16 protein-coding genes are annotated in these 21213 nt (G+C 58.3%); 10 read left to right on the top strand and 6 right to left on the bottom strand.

Going from position 1 to position 21213, the window contains the following annotated elements:
• Positions 1-8: 8 nt before the first annotated feature.
• Positions 9-4145 carry a CheR family methyltransferase gene (locus FHW68_RS09520; RefSeq protein ID WP_183680133.1) on the bottom strand — a complete coding sequence of 1379 codons (4137 nt, stop codon included), beginning with the start codon at positions 4143-4145 and terminating at the stop codon, positions 9-11.
• A 383-nt stretch (positions 4146-4528) separates the two neighbouring features.
• Here FHW68_RS09520 and FHW68_RS09515 point away from each other — a divergent pair, with 383 nt between their 5' ends.
• The 4 genes from FHW68_RS09515 to FHW68_RS09500 all read left to right on the top strand — a co-directional run bounded on the left by FHW68_RS09515 (position 4529) and on the right by FHW68_RS09500 (position 9756).
• On the top strand, positions 4529-6133 hold the full coding sequence (locus tag FHW68_RS09515; RefSeq protein WP_095634348.1) for a tetratricopeptide repeat-containing response regulator: 1605 nt from the start codon (positions 4529-4531) through the stop codon (positions 6131-6133).
• On the top strand, positions 6130-6822 hold the full coding sequence (locus FHW68_RS09510; RefSeq protein ID WP_183680131.1) for a sensor histidine kinase KdpD: 693 nt from the start codon (positions 6130-6132) through the stop codon (positions 6820-6822). Before FHW68_RS09515 ends, FHW68_RS09510 begins: the two co-directional genes overlap by 4 nt.
• A 226-nt stretch (positions 6823-7048) precedes the next feature.
• Positions 7049-8290 (top strand): glutamine synthetase family protein, encoded by a 1242-nt coding sequence (locus FHW68_RS09505; RefSeq protein WP_183680481.1) that lies wholly within the window; start codon positions 7049-7051, stop codon positions 8288-8290.
• A gap of 71 nt (positions 8291-8361) precedes the next feature.
• Positions 8362-9756, top strand: coding sequence for an MFS transporter (locus FHW68_RS09500; protein WP_095634351.1), 1395 nt, complete (start codon positions 8362-8364; stop codon positions 9754-9756).
• A gap of 63 nt (positions 9757-9819) precedes the next feature.
• Here FHW68_RS09500 and FHW68_RS09495 read toward each other — a convergent pair whose 3' ends face one another.
• The 4 genes from FHW68_RS09495 to flgA all read right to left on the bottom strand — a co-directional run bounded on the left by FHW68_RS09495 (position 9820) and on the right by flgA (position 12427).
• Positions 9820-10566, bottom strand: a complete 747-nt coding sequence (locus FHW68_RS09495; RefSeq protein ID WP_095634352.1) for a flagellar brake protein — start codon at positions 10564-10566, stop codon at positions 9820-9822.
• Positions 10567-10654: 88 nt separating this feature from the next.
• The gene (locus FHW68_RS09490) at positions 10655-11122 is read right to left on the bottom strand and encodes a flagella synthesis protein FlgN (RefSeq protein ID WP_095634353.1); all 468 of its coding nucleotides are present in this window, start codon (positions 11120-11122) and stop codon (positions 10655-10657) included.
• A 47-nt stretch (positions 11123-11169) separates the two neighbouring features.
• Positions 11170-11496 (bottom strand): flagellar biosynthesis anti-sigma factor FlgM, encoded by a 327-nt coding sequence (gene flgM / locus FHW68_RS09485; RefSeq protein WP_095634354.1) that lies wholly within the window; start codon positions 11494-11496, stop codon positions 11170-11172.
• A 169-nt stretch (positions 11497-11665) separates the two neighbouring features.
• A complete protein-coding gene (gene flgA, locus FHW68_RS09480; RefSeq protein WP_095634355.1) occupies positions 11666-12427 on the bottom strand; it encodes a flagellar basal body P-ring formation chaperone FlgA in 762 nt (253 codons plus the stop codon).
• Positions 12428-12508: 81 nt separating this feature from the next.
• On the opposite strand from flgA, the gene FHW68_RS09475 reads away from it, so the two are divergent.
• The 6 genes from FHW68_RS09475 (at position 12509) to flgE (ending at position 17577) form a co-directional block, all read left to right on the top strand.
• Positions 12509-13441, top strand: a complete 933-nt coding sequence (locus FHW68_RS09475; protein ID WP_095634356.1) for a chemotaxis protein CheV — start codon at positions 12509-12511, stop codon at positions 13439-13441.
• 46 nt (positions 13442-13487) lie between these two features.
• Positions 13488-14315 carry a protein-glutamate O-methyltransferase CheR gene (cheR, locus tag FHW68_RS09470; RefSeq protein ID WP_008071786.1) on the top strand — a complete coding sequence of 276 codons (828 nt, stop codon included), beginning with the start codon at positions 13488-13490 and terminating at the stop codon, positions 14313-14315.
• 359 nt (positions 14316-14674) lie between these two features.
• Positions 14675-15082 (top strand): flagellar basal body rod protein FlgB, encoded by a 408-nt coding sequence (flgB, locus tag FHW68_RS09465; protein ID WP_095634357.1) that lies wholly within the window; start codon positions 14675-14677, stop codon positions 15080-15082.
• A 3-nt stretch (positions 15083-15085) separates the two neighbouring features.
• Positions 15086-15529 carry a flagellar basal body rod protein FlgC gene (gene flgC / locus FHW68_RS09460; RefSeq protein ID WP_095634358.1) on the top strand — a complete coding sequence of 148 codons (444 nt, stop codon included), beginning with the start codon at positions 15086-15088 and terminating at the stop codon, positions 15527-15529.
• Positions 15530-15544: 15 nt separating this feature from the next.
• Complete coding sequence (gene flgD, locus FHW68_RS09455; protein WP_095634359.1) at positions 15545-16234, top strand: flagellar hook assembly protein FlgD; 690 nt, start codon at positions 15545-15547, stop codon at positions 16232-16234.
• A gap of 29 nt (positions 16235-16263) precedes the next feature.
• Entirely contained in the window at positions 16264-17577 is a 1314-nt protein-coding gene (flgE, locus tag FHW68_RS09450; RefSeq protein ID WP_095634360.1) for a flagellar hook protein FlgE, read from the top strand.
• A gap of 278 nt (positions 17578-17855) precedes the next feature.
• Here the strand turns inward: flgE and FHW68_RS09445 are convergent, their stop codons facing one another.
• Positions 17856-20750, bottom strand: coding sequence for a ribonucleoside-diphosphate reductase subunit alpha (locus tag FHW68_RS09445; RefSeq protein ID WP_095634361.1), 2895 nt, complete (start codon positions 20748-20750; stop codon positions 17856-17858).
• Positions 20751-21213: the final 463 nt, after the last annotated feature.

The raw sequence follows: 21213 nt of genomic DNA, 5'->3' as shown, positions 1-21213 counted from the left end.
TATGGCCCTCAGGGCTGGGATTGCCGCAGATTCTCAATGGTTGCGATCAGGTCATCGTAGGAAACCGGTTTTCCAATGTGCTGGTCAAAACCCGATTGGCGGGCCTTCTGAATGTCGCTGCTGGCGCCATAGCCGGTCAGGGCGATGGCCGGCACATCCTTGGCAAGCGGCAACTGACGCAATGCATTCATCAGCTCATGGCCATTCATCACCGGCATGCCCAGATCCGAAATGATCAGGTCGAAACGAGTGCTCTTCGCTGCGTCCAGAGCGGCCACCGGGCGATCGAAGGCAATGACTTCGGCATCTTCCATTTCCAGCAGCATTTTCAGGGTTTCCAGTACCTCGGCAGAGTCGTCGACCAGCAGAATCGTCAAGCCGCTCAGTTTTCCTGACACATCATCGATTTGAGCTTCGGTTTGGGTTTTGCCTTCGGGGCTGGCCAGTGGCAAGTAGACACTGAAGGTACAGCCTTCCCCGACCCCCGGCGAACTCACCTCTACCGTACCCCGTTGGGCCTCGGTCAATTGGCGCACCAGCGACAAACCGATGCCCAGCCCCTCGCGTTGGTGGTTGGCATGCTGGGTTTCTGCCTGGCCAAACAGGTCGAATACGTGTTCGAGGTGCTCGGGGGCGATACCAATGCCATCATCCTTGACGTCCAGACGCGCCATGTTTCCGGTCTGCCGGGCGATCAATTGCACGTGGCCGTTGGGTGGGGTGAATTTCAGTGCGTTGTTTACCAGATTCCAGATGATCTGCTCCAGGCGCGTCGGATCGGCGCAGACCATCAACGGCTCCGACGGTATTTGCAACTCGACGGTGGTGCTGTGCCGATCATTGAGCACGACCGTGTGGATATCGCGCAGCACACTGGCCAGGTCCACGGCCACCGGTTTCAGCTTGAGCTTGCCGGTACGGACGCGGGCGACATCCAGCAGGTCGTCGATGATCCGTGCCTGGCTGCTGACGGCATCGCAGATGGTGCTGACGGCTTTGGCGGCCGGCGCCACAGACTTGGTCACCGGCAAGCGCCGCAGCAGTTCGGCGTTGAGCTGGATCAGGTTCAGTGGATGCTTGAGCTCATGGGACATGACCGCGAAGAACTCATCCTTGAGGTAATTGGTGTTCAGCGTCTCGGCCAGTTGTTGGCTCTGTTCCTCATGCTGGCGTTTGTGGCCGGTCAGGTCACGGGCGATTTTCACATAGCCTCGCAGGTTGTCACCGCTGAGCAGGGTTACCTCGCCGCTGCAATAGAAACGGCTGCCGTCCTTGCGCAGGTGCCAGCGTTCATCTTCGGAACGGCCATGGGTACGTGCTCCTTGCAGCTCGGTTTCGGGCACGCCAGAGGCGCGGTCTTCGGCCGAAAAGATGAAGTCGTAGTAAGCGCCTTCGGCTTCGGCCTTGCTGTAGCCGAAGATCAGCTCGGCGCCTTTGTTCCAGCTGGTGATCACGCCTTGCTCATCGAGGGTAATGATCGCGTAGTCGCGGGTGCTTTCGGCCACCAGGCGCATGCGCTCTTCGCCCAGGCGCAGTTCTTCTTCGGCCGCGCGGCGTTTGGTGATGTCGATGAAGGTCAACACCGTGCCGTCGATATGGTCTTCGCTGGAGCGGTAGGGCAGCAGGCGGGCGATGTACCAGCGCTTGTCGGTGCTGCTGACTTCGCGCTCGATCATGTTCAATGATTCGAATACCTGGGCGGCATCACTGGCCAGCTCGTCGTAGTACAGGCGATGGGTGATGTCGAGCAGGGAGCGGCCGGTATCCATCGGCAACATGCTGAAAATGTCGGTGGCGCGCGGGGTGAACCATTTGATTCGCATGCTGCGGTCGACAAAGACCGTGGCAATGTCGGTGGAGGCGATCAGGTTGGTCAGGTAGTCGTTGATCTTGTCGGTTTCTTCGACTTTGGTTTTCAGCTCGTAGTTGACCGTCAGCAACTCTTCGTTGATCGATTGCAGCTCTTCCTTGCTGGTTTCCAGCTCTTCGGTGGCCGAGCGCAGTTCTTCGTTGATCGCCTGCATTTCTTCGTTGGAGGCTTTCAGTTCTTCACTGGAAATTTCCGATTGTTCAATGGTGTCCTGCAAGTGCAGCTTGGTGCGTTGCAGTTCACGCTCCAGGTTGGACAGTACCTGGCTCTCGGTTTGCAGCAGCGTCGTGGTCGTTACTTGCGAAGGGTCAACTTCGACTTCTTCGAAAATCACCAGGACGAACTCGCCGTACGATTCTTCTTCTTTGTAAGGCTGCGCCTCCAGGCTGACCTTGTAGCGCCGGTCTTCACGTTTGATCGGCACCTCGCGGGATTTGACCGCCAGGCCACTCTGCTGGACCTGGAACAGCGTGGTGCGGATCTCCAGGCGCAGCTCCGGAAGAATCAGCGTCAGCAGGTTGCGTGACAGCTCACCGCCCACATGCCGCAGGAAGCGCCCGGCACTTTCGCTCATGTGCAAGATATCCGCGTTGGCATCGACAATCATGCTCGGCGGGGCGGCGCGCTCGAGGGCGCGCTGGTGGATATCGGCGAAGGACAGCTTGCGCGGTGCTGCATTTTGCGGTGTCTGCCGGGAAACGTTGCTGCGCACATAACCACCGCGCGGCACGGTCGGCATGCGTCGGCTATTGGCGGTGCCGGTCTTGGCGCGGAAGATCCGGTTGCGTTTGTCTACGGGCGTGAACAGCTCATGACAAGCATCCGCGCTTTCGGAAGACCCCAGGAACAGGAAGCCGCCGGGCCGCAATGCAAAGTGGAACATCTGCAGAATTTCGCGTTGCACGCTGCGATCCAGATAAATCAGCAGGTTACGGCAAACGATCAGGTCGATTTGCGAAAAGGGTGGGTCGGACAACAGGCTGTGCTTGGCAAACAGCACTTTCTCGCGGATTTCCTTGCGAATCCGATAGTGGTCATCTTCCTTGATGAAGTAATTCCGCAGCCGTGTTGGCGGCACATCCGTGATAATCGCTTGCGGGTACAGGCCGGCCCGGCCGAAGCTGATGGCGCGCTCGTCGATGTCGGTGGCGAAAACTTGCAGCGAGGCCTTGCTGGACTCCAGTTGCAGCTGATCGCTGACCAGCATCGCCAGGCTGTAGGCCTCTTCGCCGGTGGAGCAGCCAGCCGACCACACTCGAATTTCTTCTTTCTCTGGCTGCGCCGAGACAGCGGCGCTGACCAGTTGCGGCACGATATCGCGCTCCAGTGCTTCAAAGGCTTCGCGATCACGGAAAAAGTTGGTTACGCCGATCAGCATGTCCCCCAGCAACGCTTTGGTTTCTTCGGGATTGCTTTGCAGGTACTGGTAATAAGCTTTCAGGTTTGGCTGCGCGGTGACCTGCATCCGGCGCTCGATCCGCCGCAATACCGTCGCGCGCTTATAGTGCTTGAAGTCGTGGCCGGTGCCGGAGCGCAACTGGATGAGGATGTCATGCAGCATTTGTTCGGCGAATGCAACATCGCGCTCGGACATCGAGGCGACGGCTTGCTGTTCCGGCTCGTTGAGGATGGGCAAACTGATTTCCTGGGAGTTATGCCATAGATCCAGCAGTTTTTGCGGCATTTCGACCACGGGCAATACGAGATCGACCATGCCGGTCTCGATGGCTGCGCGTGGCATTCCGTCAAATTCGGCGTCTTCCGGCACTTGGGCCATGGTGATGCCGCCCTGTTCCTTGATACGTGACAAACCGACCGCGCCATCGGAGCCGCTGCCAGAGAGCACCAGGCAAAAGGCGCGTTCCTTATGTACGTTGGCCAGGTCACGGAAGAACAGATCGATCGAGGCGTGGCGGCCCAACTGTGGATCGTTTTCACTGACCTCAAGGTTGCCGTCATTCATCGTCAGCCGTTGTGCCGGTGAGATGACGTACACCCGGTTTTTTTCGATCGGCACGGTTTCGGTGACCTGCAGGACCGGCATCCGGGTCGATTCCTGGATGATCTTGTCGGCGATGCTCTGATGGTCGGGCGACAGATGAAGAATGATCACGAACGCCATGCCGTTATCTTGAGGCATGTTCTCGAAGAACAATTTAATGGCTTGCAGCCCGCCCGCCGACGCGCCAATGCCCACCACCGGAAAGTCCAGGGTGCTGGGGCTCAGGGCCTTTTGCTCAGAGGCGGTGGCCGAGTGCTTGGGGTTGGTGGTCATTTCTTCTGCCTTTGCTGGCGATGTAAAGCGTACAGAGTTCAAGCGGATATAAAACGCGCTTCATAAAATCAGAATAATCCCGTTTTTCAATAAGGCGTTCAATTATTTAGCGCGCATTTGTGGGGTTATATAAGTTTTTGACCACCCAACGTACGATTGCATTCCCGTCGCTTCAAGGGAACGCGACTACTGGCCGATAACCCGATCGGCTGTGCGAGTTTCGTCGCTGACGGCCGGCAAGTGTGATCACGCAATTGTGCGAAATTGCTTGATAGCCTATGGCCTCTCGCTATCATCTGCGCGCCCGAAAAACGGGCGCGATGCTGAGTTCACCCGTGTCACTGTCTTTAGGTTGTTCTTCTTAAATTGCCTGGAAATCTTCGATGCTGTCGTATCACCAAAAAAGCTTCCTGATCGTCGATGATTTCTCGGATTTCCGCAGTTCCGTGAGGTCCATGCTGCGGGAGCTGGGCGTCAAGGACGTGGACACCGCTGATACCGGTGAGCAGGCACTGCGTATGTGCTCGCAGAAGTCCTACGATTTCATCCTGCAGGATTTCCACCTGGGCGACGGCAAGAAGAACGGTCAGCAGGTGCTTGAAGACCTGATGATCGAGAAGCTGATCAGCCATGAAAGCGTGTTTGTCATGGTCACTGCCGAAACCAGCCAGGCCATGGTGCTCAGCGCCCTGGAGCACGAGCCTGATGCTTACCTGACCAAGCCGTTCAACCGTTCCGGCCTGGCCCAGCGCCTGGAACGGCTGGAGCAGCGCAAGACGTTGCTCAAACCGATCCTGCAAGCACTTGATCGGGGCAAACCGGTTGAAGTGCTCAATGCCTGCATCGCCCTGTGCAAACAGGACATTCGTTATTCGCCGCTGTGCCTGCGTTACCGCGCCGATGCGTTGCGCGATTTGAACCAGAACGAAGCGCTGGAGCGGCTGTACGACAGCATCATCGCTGATCGGCCTTTGCCTTGGGCGTTTGCCGGATTGGGCCAGTTGCTGTTCAAGCGCGGCCAGGTGAGCCAAGCCAAAGGCGTATATGAAAAGGCCCTGAAAGTTTTTCCGATGATGCCGGCCCTCTACGACGGCATGGCCGATGTGCTGGTCGCCGAAGGGGACACCAAAGGGGCGCAGAGAGTCCTGGAAGAGGCTATTCGCCTGTCGCCGCTGGCGGTGCGCCGGCAAGCGTTGCTGGGCAAACTGGCAATGGCCAACGAGGATTTCGATACCGCTTCCAGAGCCTATCGCCAAGCGGTGGCCCAAGGGGCGCAGTCACGTTTCAAAGATGCGGAAAGTAACCTCGGCCTGGCCCATGCCTTGATCAGCAAGGGCAGTGAAAAAGGCCTGGACACCCGGACCCGCCTCGAAATCAACACCACGCTGAGTGCCGTGGCGAAGGAGAACCCTTCCGACCCCGGCTTGCAGATTCGTGCGCGCCTGATGAAAGCCACCAGTCTGCTGCTCAACGATGCCGAAACCGCCGAGAAGCTCACCGAGCAGGCGATGATGCGCCTCGACGGCATGGAGCAGTTCATGAGCGCCGAAGCGGCGCTGCTGGTGGCCAAGCAGCTGCAAATGTTGGGGCAGGCGAGTGCCGGCGCTTCAATGCTGAAAAACTGTGCGGAAATCTACGGCGACGATCCGACTGTAATGAAAGGCATCGCCAAACTGACCGACGACCCGACCATCCTCAACTCCGGCAACGCGGCCGCCGACCTCAATCGTCAGGGCGTACGGGTGTACAAGACCGGCAACCTGGTGGAGGCCCGGGATGTATTTCGCAAAGCCCTGGCGCTACAGCCCAAGAACATCAGCATCGCCCTGAACATGGCGCAGTCGCTGTTGCATGGCACTGACACCAGCGTGCCGTCGGCCGAACTGGAAGAATGCCGGGCCTGCCTGAAAACCGTCGGTCTGATGCCCGATACCGACGCGCGTTATCCGCGCTACCAGAAACTGAAAATCAAGGCGTTCGGCGAATGATCGACAGCGAACCGTCACTCGACTTTTCCACGGTGATTGCCTCCACCGTGCATGACATGAAGAACTCCCTGGCCATGCTGATGCAGGCACACAGCCAATGGCTGGCGCGCTTGCCCGATCCCGAGCAACACACCCCGGAGCAGGGCGTGATCGACTTCGAGTTCGCCCACCTCAATGGCATGCTGGTGCAATTGCTGGGGCTGTACAAACTCGGCGTCAACCAGATGCCGTTGCAGCCGGCTTACCATGAGCTGGATGATTTCATCGAGGCGCAACTGGCGGCTCACCAGGAAGTGTTCGCCAGCCGCGGCATTATCGCCAGCTATGAAGTGGATCCGTTGAGCCCCCTGGGTTTCTTCGACCGGGAGCTGATTGCCTCGGTACTCGCCAACTGCATCAACAATGCCATGCGTTATGCCCGCCATGCCTTGTTGATCAGCGTCAGCGATGAGGCCGGGCAACTGGTGCTGACCATCAACGATGATGGCGAGGGTTATCCGCCCGAGATGATCGAGCGTCAGGCCGATTACGTGCAGGGCATCAACCACAGCACTGGCAGCACCGGCCTGGGCCTGTACTTTGCCGGACGGATCGCCGCCTTGCATCAGCGCAACGGCGTGGGTGGACGCACAGAAATCAGCAATGGCGGCCCGTTGGGTGGCGGCGTGTTCAGCCTCTATCTCCCCTGACAGACACAATCCCCTTCGGCGGTTCCTACGTCTTTTTGTTTGACGCTGCTTGATATTCCGAACAGCCGAAGCCTATTTTGTACGGGTCGCCGTTCGCGGCTCGTACAACAACAAGGATTGCGTCATGACAACCGATGGCCATCGTTCACTCGCGCAGCGATTGACGGGCATTGATGAGATTGAATGTGTCACGCCGGACCTGAACGGCGTACCCCGCGGCAAGGTGATGACCGCCGAAGGATTTCTTGAAGGGCGGCGTTTGCAGATGGCGCGGGGCGTGCTGCTGCAATGCATCATGGGCGGTTATCCGCCGGCGCGTTTTTATGGCAGCGATGATGGCGACCTGGCGCTGGTGCCTGATCCCGCGCAGATCCACCGCTTGCCCTGGAGCTCGCAGCCTCGGGCGCTGGCCATTTGCGATGCGGACGAACTGACTGGCGATAGCTCGCCATTGTCGACTCGCGGCCAACTCAAGGCCGTGATCGCTCGATACGCCGCCCTCGGTCTGGCACCAGTGGTGGCGACCGAGCTGGAATTCTTCGTCTTCGCGCCCAACCCTGACCCGACGCAACCCTTCCAGCCGCCACTGGGCCTGGACGGTCGTCGCGAGGATGGTCATTCGGCGTTCAGCGTCAGCTCCAACAACGGCTTGCGGCCGTTCTTCAATGAAGTCTACGAATGCATGGCGGCGCTGGGCTTGCCGCGCGATACCTTCATGCACGAGATGGGTGTCAGCCAGTTCGAGATCAACCTGCTGCACGGCGATCCGCTACTGTTGGCCGACCAGACGTTACTGTTCAAGCATCTGCTCAAGGAAGTGGCGCTCAAGCATGGCCTGACCGTGGTCTGCATGGCCAAGCCATTGGCGCACACGCCGGGCAGTTCGATGCATATTCACCAGAGCATCGTCGAGATCGGCACCGGGCGTAACGTGTTCAGCGACAAGGCCGGCGAGCCGACCGCGACCTTCCGTCATTTCATCGGTGGCCTGCAGGCCGGTCTGGCGGATTTCACTGCGCTGTTTGCGCCGAACGTGAACTCTTACCAGCGCCTGTGCCATCCTTTTGCATCGCCGAACAATGCCTGCTGGTCCCACGATAACCGCGCGGCCGGGCTGCGCATTCCGGCCAGTTCACCGGTCGCTCGTCGGGTCGAAAACCGCTTGCCGGGGGCTGATGCCAATCCGTATCTGGCGATCGCCGCGAGCCTGGCCGCGGGGTTGTACGGTATCGAGAACAAACTGGAGCCGAGCGAGCCGATCCAGGGTGAGTTCGTTGTGCCGGATAATCTTTCATTGCCGTGTACCTTGCATGCTGCTCTTGAACGTCTGAAACGTAGCCAATTGGCGAAGGAACTGTTCGGCAAGGAGTTCATCGAAGGCTACATCGCTTCGAAGACCATGGAGTTGACCAGCTTCTTTGATGAAATTACTCCCTGGGAACGGCGTGTTCTAGCAGCCCAGGCCTGACGACCCGTCGCCGTCGGGCTATCGTTTGTCGATAGTCCGATACTCACCGCAAGGAGCCGCTCGGAACGCCGATGCGCCAAATCTTGAAATCTTTTCGGGGGCTGTATTTCGCCTCGCTGATGATGTTGATCGGCTCGGGCCTGTTGAGTACTTACCTTGCCCTGCGCCTGGCGGCCGATAAAGTCGACAGCCTGTGGGTTGGTGCGCTGATGGCGGCCAATTATTTTGGCCTGGTGCTGGGCGGCAAGATCGGCCATCGGCTGATTGCCCGGGTCGGGCATATTCGAGCTTATTCAGCCTGCGCCGGGATCGTCGGTGCAGCAGTGCTGGGCCATGGCCTGGTGGATTGGTTGCCCGCGTGGCTGTTCCTGCGGGTGATCGTCGGCTTGGGCATGATGTGCCAGTACATGGTGATCGAAAGCTGGCTCAATGAGCAGGCAGAAGCCAATAAACGTGGCGTGGTGTTCAGCGGCTACATGATCGCTTCGTACCTGGGGTTGGTGCTGGGTCAGCTGATTCTGGTCATGCACCCGGGCCTGGGGCTGGAACTGCTGATGCTGGTCGCCCTGTGTTTCGCCCTGTGCCTGGTACCGGTGGCCCTGACGCGGCGGATTCACCCCGCACCTTTGCATCCGGCACCGATGGAACCACGCTTCTTCATCAAGCGCGTGCCGCAGTCGTTGAGCACGGTGTTGGGATCGGGCTTGATCGTCGGTTCGTTCTACGGTCTGGCCCCGTTGTATGCCTCGCAACAAGGGCTGTCCACTGAACAGGTCGGTCTGTTCATGGGTAGCTGCATTTTTGCAGGCCTGGTGGTGCAGTGGCCGTTGGGTTGGCTGTCGGACCGCTATGACCGGGCGCTGTTGATCCGCTGTTTCGCATTCAGCCTGGCGCTGGCTGCGTTGCCGCTGGCAATCATGCAGCAAGTGCCGCTGGAGGTGCTGTTCATCGCCGGGTTTTTCTGTTCGTTGGTGCAATTTTGCCTGTACCCGTTGGCGGTGGCGTTCTCCAACGACCATGTCGAGGCTGATCGTCGGGTGTCACTGACGGCGATGCTGCTGGTGACCTATGGTGTCGGCGCGAGTGTTGGGCCGCTGGTGGCCGGGGTATTGATGAAGCTGTTCGGCAGTCAGATGCTCTATGCCTTCTTCAGCTTCTTTGCGCTGGTGCTGGTATGGCGAATTCGCCCGAAAGCGGTCACCAACCTGCATCAGGTGGACGATGCTCCGCTGCATCACGTGGCCATGCCGGACAGTATGTCGAGTTCGCCCTTGGTCGCTTGCCTGGACCCGCGAGTCGATGAACAGGTGGTGCAGGAGCAGATGCAGAACCCGGTCAACCCGGAGGATGATTTCAATCCGGAGGCCGAGCCCGCATCAGCAGTTGAAACGGAAGCTGAAACAGAAACGGAATCAGAAGACCCTGACACAGGTCGCGAGCAAAGTTTTACCGAAGCACGGCCTTGACCAAGGCATAAAAAAACGGGCAGTCCCCGCAAGGGACTGCCCGTTTTTCATGGGTGTGGCGTATCAGAAGTCGTCTTTATCGAAGCGCCGCGCTTCACGCTGAAGCTGATAGACGAACCGTTCGACCTGACGCTGCACCAGGCCACTCATGTTGTGAAAGCGCACGCCGGCGAAGGTGGTGTTGATCTTTTCTTCAAAGTGCAGGTAACGCAGTTCGACCGGGGCCGTCATGTTGCCGAAGGGCAGGGCTGCGACAAAACGGTCGTAGACCTGGCCCAGTTGCAGCTTGGCGGTGATATCGCCCTCAAAGCGCAGCTTGCAGCCGGTGGCAGAGATGTCCAGCAGTTTGCCGCCGATGGCCGATTTGAGTTTGTCGCCACCCAAGTCGACATCGACCAGTTGCGCCAGCTTCAACGCGGCGCGGAAAGCGTTGCGGCGCTGGTGATAAACCACTTCAGCGGGCAGTGCGCCACGGTAGCAGCGGCCATCGCCAGAGTCATGGATGGTCAGCGGGCCATTGCTTTCCCAGGCGATGCGCACGCCGTCGTGGAAGCCTTCGACCTTGAACGGTTCGCCGGCGAGCAAGAAGCGCTCGCCATCGCGTGGGATCATTTCGTCCAGGGCGATCATGTTGCTGTCACGGTCGATGTCCACCAGATAACTCTGGAAGCGCTGGCTGCGCTCATGGAACGTGATGATCAGCGGGTCATGGCTGTCTTGCAGCTGACGCAGATTGCCGGAGATTTCCAGGGGCGTAGTGAGCACCTTGGGTGGCTGCGGAGCATCTTCCGCGTTTAAGGCATTGAACACGGGGCATCAATCTCCAGACCAATATGACTATTTGCCAGCATTCTGCCAGCATGTTTCGCGTCTTGATAGAGCGTGCGCGTTGAAAGGCTCAAGCCTGACTGAGCGGGCGTGGCTTTGCGAGCTTGGAGGTTGATCCGCGGGCATCATAAAGCGCTGGCGGCTCGCCGCCGGTGAGGATTTTCAACTGGTTGGCCGTGGCGGCCTGCTGCACCAGAATCGACTGGCCATTGTTGACGTTGGCGGCCTGGCACCGGGCCAGGAGGTCAGTCAGCACATCGCTCTGTGCCAGCAACTGATCGCCAATGCTCGAATGGCTGGCAAGTTGTTCCAGGCCCTGGCGATTGGTTGGCAGGTTGAGACCGGCGAGGATTTCACTGCGCTTGCGGCCATGCTGCTCAAGCAAAATGATCAATGCCTGTTTCTGCGCCAGAATTTCTTCGAGCAGTGGCATGTCACGACCGTGCAGCGCGAGGGACTCGGTTTGCAGCAGTTCCAGCAAGTGTTGCGCCGGGGCAAAGTCGTCGATGATCAGTTGCAGTAAATTAGTGTCGTGCATGGCTGGCCTTGGGTTTTAAGCGTCCAAAAGCCTGGCGCGGCCGTGGCCTAGCGCTGGGCTTCGAAGTTGAGCAGTTTGCTGGCTACACGGTTGCTGTCGACTTTATAGCTGCCATCGGCAATCGCTGCTTTCAACTCGGCCACGCGGGCCTTGTCGACGGCAGGCTGATCACGCAGCTTGTCAGTGACCTTCTGCAACTGTTGAGCCTCATTGCTGAGGTGTACCGACTCCCCGCTTTTGGTGGTACTGGCCTGTTCGGCCGGGGTATTCAGCGGCGTGGATTGGCCGGCTTCGGCGGTTTCCTTCGCTGCGCTGGTACGTGTACTGCCCGTAAGTGACGAGGAGCTGTTTAAACGACTGAAATCGATGACCATGACAAAAAACCTCTGGGTATTTGGACGCTTGCCATGTTTTCGGCCATTGCTGTGAAAACTTTAGGCCCATTTATCAATGAGCTTGCATGCGCCAGCGTGTGTCCTGCATGCGGCACAGTTTAGGCAACAGCCCAGTGGCGCGCCATCTCTTCACAAACTACATGGTCGCTTACATAGACACTTCCACCTGCCCGGGCGCGGTGACTTGCGCCTTGATAACCCGCTGGGAGTTCAGGTTTTTCACGCGAATCTGTTCGCTCATGCCGCCATTGGACAGCGCTTCACCCGGCATACGCACACTGAGCGTACCGCTACGGGCAGTAATCACTACCTGATCGCCCTTGCGAATGACTTCCGCCTGTTCGAGATGCACCAGGGTAATCACCTGATCGGCGACCATTGGTCGGGTCAGTTTTTGTCCGATCGCTTGATCGACGGAAGTCAGAAAGCCTTGATTTATCAGGCTGATATCGCGCTCTCGCAGGGTTACGTCCTGAGGTTCGATAATTCCTGTGCGTTTGAGTGGACGGGTGGTGGTCACGATGTCGCGAAACAGCCGTACTTGAGCGGGTACAAAGACTGTCCAGGGAGAGGCGCCGTCACAGCGAACCTTGACCGTAACCCGGCCCAGAGGCCTTGACGGGCTCTCAAGGCTGGCTGTCAATTCCTTGTCGCACATAGGCATGCGCAAGCGCGGATCGAGCTGGCTGACCTCGATCTCGTAGCGTCCTTGCGTTTGACTGGTGGCCAAATAGTCTTCTACGGTGAATTCAAGAAAGCCCTGAGTGACGCCGATAAGCATGTCAGGCAAGGTAACTGCGTCAGCAAGGGCAGGGCTGCCAGCGTTGAACAGGCAAGCGGCCGACACCGCGCAGAGTAATCTGCGGCAGGCTGAAGCCAGGTGTCGGAAAAATGTCGGTTCTGTGTTCATAAAAGTTAAAAAGCAAGCGCCGTGCCGTTTCGTGAAGAATGTGCGTCGCAACACACTTAGCGTTGGTGTAGGAGTCTGGGCATGGCTGGTGTAATGGATTCGGTGAACCAGCGCACGCAACTGGTGGGGCAGAATCGCCTTGAGCTGTTGTTGTTCCGTCTCGACGGCCAGCAGCTGTATGGGATCAACGTGTTCAAGGTTCGTGAGGTGCTGCAATGCCCCAAGCTAACCCTGATGCCCAAGTCCAGTCCCGTCGTGTGCGGTGTGGCGAATATTCGGGGGGCGACCATTCCGATTCTGGATCTGGCGATGGCGACCGGTTCCGGAGCGCTGAAAGATCAAAGCAATCCCTTCGTGATCATCACGGAGTACAACACCAAGACCCAGGGTTTCCTGGTTCGGTCGGTGGAGCGGATCGTCAACATGAACTGGGAGGAGATTCATCCGCCTCCCAAGGGCACCGGGCGCGATCACTACCTGACGGCGGTGACTCGGGTCGACAATCAGTTGGTCGAAATCATCGACGTCGAGAAGGTGCTGGCGGAAGTGGCCCCGACACCGGAAGCCATTTCGGCGGGCGTGGTCGATGTCGAGACGCAGCACAAGGCGTTGTCTTTGCGCGTGCTGACGGTCGATGACTCATCGGTGGCGCGCAAGCAGGTGACCCGTTGCCTGCAAACCATCGGCGTCGAAGTGGTGGCGCTGAACGACGGTCGGCAAGCGCTGGATTACCTGCGCAAGCTGGTCGACGAGGGCAAGAAGCCGGAAGAGGAGTTCCTGATGATGATCTCCGACATCGAGATGCCGGAGATGGACGGGTACACCCTGACGGCCGAGATCCGCAACGACCCACGCATGCAAAAGCTGCATATCATCCTGCATACTTCGTTGTCGGGTGTGTTCAATCAGGCGATGGTCAAGAAGGTCGGTGCCGATGACTTCCTGGCCAAATTCCGTCCTGATGACCTGGCATCCCGGGTAGTCGACCGGATCAAAGCAGCAGATAACAGCTAGGGGCCTTCTGCCCCTGGCGGTCAACACGAGTTAAGAGGCGGCATCTTTGTCTACGGGTAATTTGGATTTCGAACAGTTCCGGGTCTTCCTGGAAAAAGCCTGTGGCATTTTGCTCGGTGAAAACAAGCAATACCTGGTCTCGAGCCGTCTCAACAAACTGATGGAACAGCAGGGCATCAAGTCGCTGGGTGAGCTGGTCCAGCGCATCCAGACCCAGCCGCGCAGCGGTTTGCGCGAGATGGTGGTAGATGCCATGACGACCAACGAAACCCTATGGTTTCGTGATACCTATCCGTTTGAAGTCTTGAAGAACAAGGTTTTGCCTGCAGCGATCAAGGCAAGCCCCGGCCAGCGCTTGCGGATCTGGTCGGCGGCGTGTTCGTCGGGTCAGGAACCGTATTCGCTGTCGATGTCCATCGATGAGTTCGAACGGGTCAACATGGGCCAGTTGAAGATGGGCGTGCAGATCGTTGCCACTGACCTGTCCGGCACCATGCTGACCAACTGCAAGACCGGCGAATACGACAGCCTGGCCATCGGCCGCGGTCTGTCGCCCGAGCGCCTTCAGCGTTACTTCGACCCGAAAGGGCCAGGGCGCTGGGCGATCAAGGCGCCGATCAAGAGTCGGGTTGAGTTTCGCTCGTTCAACCTGCTGGACAGCTACGCGAGCCTGGGCAAGTTCGACATCGTGTTCTGCCGCAACGTGCTGATCTACTTCTCTGCGGAAGTGAAGAAGGACATCCTGTTGCGCATCCACAGCACGCTGAAGCCGGGCGGTTATCTGTTCCTTGGCGCGTCCGAAGCGCTGAACGGTTTGCCGGACCATTACCAGATGGTCCAGTGCAGCCCGGGGATCATTTACCAGGCGAAGTGATGCAAAAGCGACAGGCATAAAAAACGGGAGTCCTCAGGGGCTCCCGTTTTTTTTGTGCCTGATTTCTCATTCTCGCCGCATTACCTGTAGGAGCGAGGCTTGCCCGCGAAGGCGGTGTATCAGACACAAAATCGCTGACTGACACATCGCTTTCGCGGGCAAGCCTCGCTCCTACAGTGGTCGGTGTAGTTCCTGATAAGCGGCAGAAAAGCGGCAGGCGGCGGAAACCGGTTGCCGCTTTTCTGGCATTGCCGGTTTGCCACCGCGCGCAAAGCCCCGGTTTACGGGGTTTTTTGAATTGGCACGACGCTTGCTATGTCCCTGTTACGAAAAATCAGGTCACCCGAAGGTTTCCCGACATGAGCATCAGCTTCGATAAAGCGCTCGGTATCCATGAACAAGCCTTGGGCTTCCGCGCCCAGCGTGCCGAAGTCCTGGCCAATAACATCGCCAACGCCGACACCCCGAACTACAAGGCTCGGGATCTGGACTTCTCGAAAGTGCTCGCCGAGCAGAACGAGAAAACCAAAAACGGCAAGTTCGCCTTGAACATGACCAACAGCCGTCACATCGAAGCTGAAGGCATGGGCAATGGCGACGAGTCGCTGATGTATCGCACGCCGATGCAACCGTCGATCGACCAGAACACCGTGGACGCTCAACTGGAACAGTCGAATTACGCGGAAAACGCGGTCAACTTCCAGGCCAGCTTCACCCTGCTCAACAGTAAATTCAAAGGGCTGGTATCAGCCCTGCGCGGAGAGTAAGTCATGTCCCTTGCCAGTGTTTTCAACATTGCCGGTAGCGGCATGAGTGCCCAGACCACTCGTCTGAACACCGTCGCCTCGAACATCGCCAACGCCGAGACCGTCTCCTCGAGCATCGACCAGACCTACCGTGCCCGCCACCCGGTATTCGCCACCATGTTCCAGGGCAGCCAGAGCGGCGGCAGCGATTCACTGTTCCAGAACCAGGACGCTGCCGGTCAAGGCGTGCAAGTGCTGGGTGTGGTCGAAGACCAGAGCAACCTTGACGCGCGCTACGAGCCGAACCATCCGGCTGCCGATGGCAAGGGCTACGTCTATTACCCGAACGTCAACGTCGTCGAAGAAATGGCCGACATGATTTCCGCGAGCCGTTCGTTCCAGACCAACGCCGAAATGATGAACACCGCCAAAACCATGATGCAGAAGGTCCTGACCCTGGGTCAGTGATAAGGGGCGATTCATATGAGCGTTATCAGCGATGTTCTGGCCAATTCTTCGGTCCAGACCCCAACCACCAAAGACAGCCTGACTTCCGCCGCTACCGGCGGCCAGGCGCTGGGCAAGGACGCGTTCCTGCAACTGTTGGTGACTCAGCTGAAAAACCAGAACCCGCTCGATCCTCAGGACAACAGCGAGTTCGTGGCGCAACTGGCGCAGTTCAGTAGCCTGGAAGGTATTACCACGCTGAACGATACGGTCAGCGGCCTTGCCAACAGCTACAGCTCCTCGCAAGCCTTGCAGGCTTCTTCGCTGGTGGGGCGCTCCGTCATTGCGCAGACCGACAAAACCCTGGTCGACACTTCCAAGAGCCTTAACGGAACCGTCGTGGTGCCTACCTCGGTTTCCGCCGCCACCGTCAAGATCACCAACTCGGAAGGCAAGACCATCCGTACGCTCGAGTTGGGCAGTCAAAGTGCCGGTAATGCCAGTTTCATCTGGGACGGCAAAGACGATGCGGGCGCGGTGGCACCGGCGGGTACCTACACCTTCGGCGCAACGACCACCATCGACAGCAAGGCGACATCACTGATTACTTACCTGCCAGCGACCGTTAACAGCGTGACCATCAGCCAGACCGGCGGTGAGTTGATGCTGAACCTGGCAGGCATGGGCAGCGTTGCCCTGTCCAAAGTACAAACCATTGGTATATAGAGCCGACTACACGGCACAAGGAGTGGAATATGTCTTTCAATATCGGCCTTAGCGGTCTCTATGCAGCCAACAAACAACTGGACGTGACCGGCAACAACATCGCCAACGTCGCGACCACCGGTTTCAAATCCTCCCGTGCAGAATTCGAAGACGTGTACTCGGCCACTCGCCTGGGTACCGGCAGCAAGACCGTCGGCAACGGCGTGCGTCTGGCCAACGTTTCCCAGCAGTTCGGCCAGGGCGATGTGAACAACACCGGCAACGTGCTGGACATGGGCATCCAGGGCAACGGCTTCTTCATTCTCAGCGACAACGGCTCCCTGAGCTACACCCGTGCCGGTGCGTTCAAGACGGATGCTGAAAACTATGTGGTCGATAACAACGGCAACCGTTTGCAGGGCTATGGCGTTGATGCCAACGGCAAGATCATCAATGGTGTGTTGACGGATTTGAAGATCGATACCTCGAGCCTCAAGCCGAATCCGACGACCAAGGTCGATCAGACGATGAACCTGAATTCGGCGGAAACATTACCGACCGTGACCACGTTCAGCCCGACCGACACCAACAGCTATAACAAGACCATTTCCACCAAGGTCTACGATAGCCAGGGTAACGAGCACACCATGGATCAGTACTACGTGAAAACGGGTACCAACGCCTGGCGTGTCCACACCTACATGGATGGTCGTTCCCCGGGTAACCCCGCCACCACGCCACCCGTGGCGATTACCGCCGACATCACTTTCAACTCCGATGGCAGCATCAATACGCTGACGGCGGGTGCTGGGTGGACCCAGACCGGCAACACCTTGACCATGACCGGTTGGGTGCCAGGCACCATTACCAACGCCGCAACGATCCCTGTGACCTGGGGGCCGAACGGTTCCGTCGCTGCCACTGGCGGTATCGCGTTCAACATGGCGCTGACCACTTCTTACAATTCGCCAACCGCTCGTACCGCCCAATTCCAGGATGGTTACGCCACTGGCCAGATCTCCAGCCTGACGATCGACGCTACCGGCGTCATGACCGCCAACTTCAGCAACCAGCAAACCAAGGCCATCGGCCAGGTTGCAGTCGCCAGCTTCGCTAACGAGCAAGGCTTGCAACCGATTGGCGGTACCCGCTGGAAAGAAACCTTCGCCTCGGGCGTGGCGGGTGTCGATGCGCCGACGACCGGCACGCTGGGTTCGGTTGTGTCCAACTCCCTGGAAGAGTCCAACGTCAACCTGACCAATGAATTGGTCGAGCTGATCAAGGCCCAGAGTAACTACCAGGCCAACGCCAAGACCATTTCCACCCAGAGCACCATCATGCAGACCATCATTCAGATGACCTGATGTTGGTGAGCGAATAGCGTTTCACAAAGGGCCCCTCGCAAAAGGGGCTTTTTTGTGGATGGTAGATACAGTTCAAGATCAAAGATCGCAGCCTCGCTTCGCTCGACAGCTCCTACGTTGATCCCTGTAGGAGCTGTCGAGCGAAGCGAGGCTGCGATCTTTTGATCTTAAGAGGCTGCGATTTTTTGACTTAAAGCAGGCAAAAGAAAACCCCCGACCAGCCAGAGGCTCATCGGGGGTTATCGAGGTCAGCGCCTTTCAGCGCTCACCGACTCAGCTTATTGGCAAGCTTCGCAATCCGGCTCGTCGATGGCGCACGCCTTCGGCACTGGAGCAGGGCCGGCAGGGGCTGCCAGGACCGAGTCGTCGCCGTGGTTGCCGCCGCTGGAAACAGCGTTCAGCTTACCGGTGTTGATGGTCGACTTCTCGGTGCTGGTTGCGGCCAGGGCACGGAGGTAGTAGGTGGTTTTCAGACCACGGTACCAGGCCATGCGGTAGGTCACGTCCAGCTTCTTGCCCGAAGCGCCGGCGATGTACAGGTTCAGCGATTGAGCCTGGTCGATCCACTTCTGACGACGGCTGGCCGCGTCAACGATCCACTTGGTGTCCACTTCGAATGCAGTCGCATACAACTCTTTGAGTTCTTGCGGGATGCGCTCGATCTGTTGTACCGAACCGTCGTAGTACTTCAGGTCGTTGATCATGACCGAGTCCCACAGACCGCGAGCCTTCAGGTCGCGAACCAGGTACGGGTTGATCACGGTGAATTCGCCCGACAGGTTCGATTTCACGTAGAGGTTCTGATAAGTCGGTTCGATCGACTGCGACACGCCAGTGATGTTGGCGATGGTCGCGGTCGGTGCGATGGCCATGATGTTGGAGTTACGAATACCTTTCTGTACACGGGCGCGAACCGGTGCCCAATCCAGGGTTTCGTTCAGGTCGACGTCGATGTACTTCTGGCCACGCTGCTCGATCAGGATCTGTTGCGAATCCAGCGGCAGGATGCCTTTGGACCACAGCGAACCCTGGAACGTCTCGTAGGCGCCGCGCTCGTCGGCCAGGTCGCAGGATGCCTGGATCGCGTAGTAGCTGACCGCTTCCATCGACTTGTCGGCGAACTCGACGGCGGCGTCGGAACCGTAAGGGATGTGCTGCAGGTACAAAGCGTCCTGGAAGCCCATGATGCCCAGACCGACCGGACGGTGCTTGAAGTTGGAGTTCTTCGCTTGTGGCACCGAGTAGTAGTTGATGTCGATAACGTTATCGAGCATGCGAACAGCGGTGTTCACAGTGCGTTGCAGCTTGGCGGTGTCCAGCTTGCCGCCCACGATGTGGTTCGGCAGGTTGATCGAGCCCAGGTTGCAAACGGCGATCTCGTCCTTGTTGGTGTTCAAGGTGATCTCGGTGCACAGGTTCGAGCTGTGAACCACGCCCACGTGCTGCTGCGGGCTGCGCAGGTTGCACGGGTCTTTGAAAGTCAGCCATGGGTGACCGGTTTCAAACAGCATGGACAGCATTTTGCGCCACAGGTCTTTGGCCTGAATGGTCTTGAACAGCTTGATCTTGCCTGGGTACTGGGACAGGGCTTCGTAGTACTCGTAACGCTCTTCGAAAGCCTTGCCGGTCAAGTCGTGCAGGTCCGGAACTTCGGATGGCGAGAACAGGGTCCACGGGCCATCATCGAAGACGCGCTTCATGAACAGGTCAGGGATCCAGTTGGCGGTGTTCATGTCGTGGGTACGACGACGATCATCACCGGTGTTCTTGCGCAGTTCGATGAACTCTTCGATGTCCATGTGCCAGGTTTCCAGGTAGGCACAGACAGCGCCTTTGCGCTTGCCACCCTGGTTGACGGCGACGGCGGTGTCGTTCACCACTTTCAGGAACGGTACAACGCCCTGGGATTTGCCGTTGGTGCCCTTGATGTACGAGCCCAGCGCACGAACCGGTGTCCAGTCGTTGCCCAGGCCACCCGCGAATTTCGACAGCATGGCGTTGTCGTGGATCGCGTGGTAGATGCCCGACAGGTCATCCGGCACGGTGGTCAGGTAGCAGCTCGACAGCTGTGGACGCAAAGTACCGGCGTTGAACAGGGTCGGGGTCGAGGACATGTAGTCGAAGGACGACAACAGGTTGTAGAACTCGATCGCACGGTCTTCCTTGTTCTTCTCTTCGATTGCCAGGCCCATGGCCACGCGCATGAAGAAAATCTGCGGCAGTTCGAAACGCACGCCATCCTTGTGGATGAAGTAACGGTCGTACAGGGTTTGCAGGCCCAGGTACGTGAACTGCTGATCGCGCTCGTGGTTGATGGCCTTGCCGAGTTTTTCCAGGTCGAAGGACGCCAGAACCGGGTTCAGCAATTCGAATTCGATACCTTTGGCGATGTACGCCGGCAGCGCCTTGGCGTACAGGTCGACCATTTCGTGGTGAGTCGCGCTCTCGGCGACGCCCAGGAAGTTCAGGCCTTCGGCACGCAGGGTGTCCATCAGCAGGCGGGCGGTCACGAACGAGTAGTTCGGCTCACGCTCGACCAGCGTACGGGCGGTCATCACCAGGGCGGTGTTGACGTCGGTCAGGGCCACGCCGTCGTACAGGTTCTTCAGGGTTTCGCGCTGGATCAGGTCGCCGTCGACTTCTTCCAGGCCTTCGCACGCTTCGGTGACGATGGTGTTCAGACGACCCATGTCCAGAGGTGCAAGGCTGCCATCGGCGCGGGTGATGCGGATCGACGGGTGAGCCTGTACCGCGTCCTCGGCAGGGGCACGTACAGCACGCTCCTTGGAACGGGCGTCGCGGTAGATCACGTAGTCGCGGGCCACTTTCTGCTCGCCGGCACGCATCAGGGCCAGTTCGACCTGGTCCTGGATTTCTTCGATGTGGATGGTGCCGCCCGATGGCATGCGACGCTTGAAGGTGGCGGTGACTTGTTCGGTCAGGCGGGCAACGGTGTCGTGGATGCGCGACGAAGCGGCAGCGGTGCCGCCTTCAACTGCAAGAAACGCTTTGGTGATGGCGACGGTGATTTTGTCATCGGTGTAAGGAACGACAGTCCCGTTTCGCTTGATCACGCGCAGCTGGCCAGGCGCGGTGGCGGACAGATCCGAAGTCGAATCGGCGGCCTGCGGCAAGGTGCCCTGCGGGTTCTCGCGAGTTGTGTCGGTTTGCATGGGGGGTTGTCTCCACATTCTCTATGTTTGTTTGGGCACCATAACGATGCCCACCGTTCCGTCCTGAAGCACTACAACCGGCGAGCGCCGGACATAACAACTTCGGGACAGTAGGAAGAAGGCTATTGATGCCGCTTCCATGCCGAAGTCTTTGGTCTCACGCCTTGGGCCTGAGACCGGAGTTCCTGTCGGGGGCAGTTTGAGGACTGCAACACCCGTACCGTTTTCGCCATTTCGGTGTGAAAAACAGCAGCCATCCGCAGGTGCGGTTTGGTCTTTCGAAAATACGTTTGGTTCAACCCGTTGGAAGCAAGAAAATACTTGAGTTTCTTGTCTGATTCGTGTTTGGGTTTTTTAGTGAAAAACCCCATATGTAGGGTTTTTTTTCACGCGGGCTACAAGATAGTGCGTTTTTGGGGGTGTTGCAACGTACTACCTGTGGATAAACCTGTGCGTAAATTGT

This window comes from Pseudomonas sp. Tn43, assembly GCF_014192635.1.
Lineage (GTDB): Bacteria > Pseudomonadota > Gammaproteobacteria > Pseudomonadales > Pseudomonadaceae > Aquipseudomonas.
The sequence above is the reverse complement of the archived record's forward strand: the minus strand, read 5'-3'. Positions and strand labels throughout refer to the sequence as shown.

What these genes read in the sequence shown, in the direction of transcription:
- FHW68_RS09520 (WP_183680133.1), bottom strand. Translation starts at nt 4,145, where the DNA reads ATGACCACCAACCCCAAGCACTCGGCCACCGCCTCTGAGCAAAAGGCC.
- FHW68_RS09515 (WP_095634348.1), top strand. Translation starts at nt 4,529, where the DNA reads ATGCTGTCGTATCACCAAAAAAGCTTCCTGATCGTCGATGATTTCTCG.
- FHW68_RS09510 (WP_183680131.1), top strand. Translation starts at nt 6,130, where the DNA reads ATGATCGACAGCGAACCGTCACTCGACTTTTCCACGGTGATTGCCTCC.
- FHW68_RS09505 (WP_183680481.1), top strand. Translation starts at nt 7,049, where the DNA reads ATGACCGCCGAAGGATTTCTTGAAGGGCGGCGTTTGCAGATGGCGCGG.
- FHW68_RS09500 (WP_095634351.1), top strand. Translation starts at nt 8,362, where the DNA reads ATGCGCCAAATCTTGAAATCTTTTCGGGGGCTGTATTTCGCCTCGCTG.
- FHW68_RS09490 (WP_095634353.1), bottom strand. Translation starts at nt 11,122, where the DNA reads ATGCACGACACTAATTTACTGCAACTGATCATCGACGACTTTGCCCCG.
- flgM (WP_095634354.1), bottom strand. Translation starts at nt 11,496, where the DNA reads ATGGTCATCGATTTCAGTCGTTTAAACAGCTCCTCGTCACTTACGGGC.
- flgA (WP_095634355.1), bottom strand. Translation starts at nt 12,427, where the DNA reads ATGAACACAGAACCGACATTTTTCCGACACCTGGCTTCAGCCTGCCGC.
- FHW68_RS09475 (WP_095634356.1), top strand. Translation starts at nt 12,509, where the DNA reads ATGGCTGGTGTAATGGATTCGGTGAACCAGCGCACGCAACTGGTGGGG.
- flgB (WP_095634357.1), top strand. Translation starts at nt 14,675, where the DNA reads ATGAGCATCAGCTTCGATAAAGCGCTCGGTATCCATGAACAAGCCTTG.
- flgC (WP_095634358.1), top strand. Translation starts at nt 15,086, where the DNA reads ATGTCCCTTGCCAGTGTTTTCAACATTGCCGGTAGCGGCATGAGTGCC.
- flgD (WP_095634359.1), top strand. Translation starts at nt 15,545, where the DNA reads ATGAGCGTTATCAGCGATGTTCTGGCCAATTCTTCGGTCCAGACCCCA.
- flgE (WP_095634360.1), top strand. Translation starts at nt 16,264, where the DNA reads ATGTCTTTCAATATCGGCCTTAGCGGTCTCTATGCAGCCAACAAACAA.
- FHW68_RS09445 (WP_095634361.1), bottom strand. Translation starts at nt 20,750, where the DNA reads ATGCAAACCGACACAACTCGCGAGAACCCGCAGGGCACCTTGCCGCAG.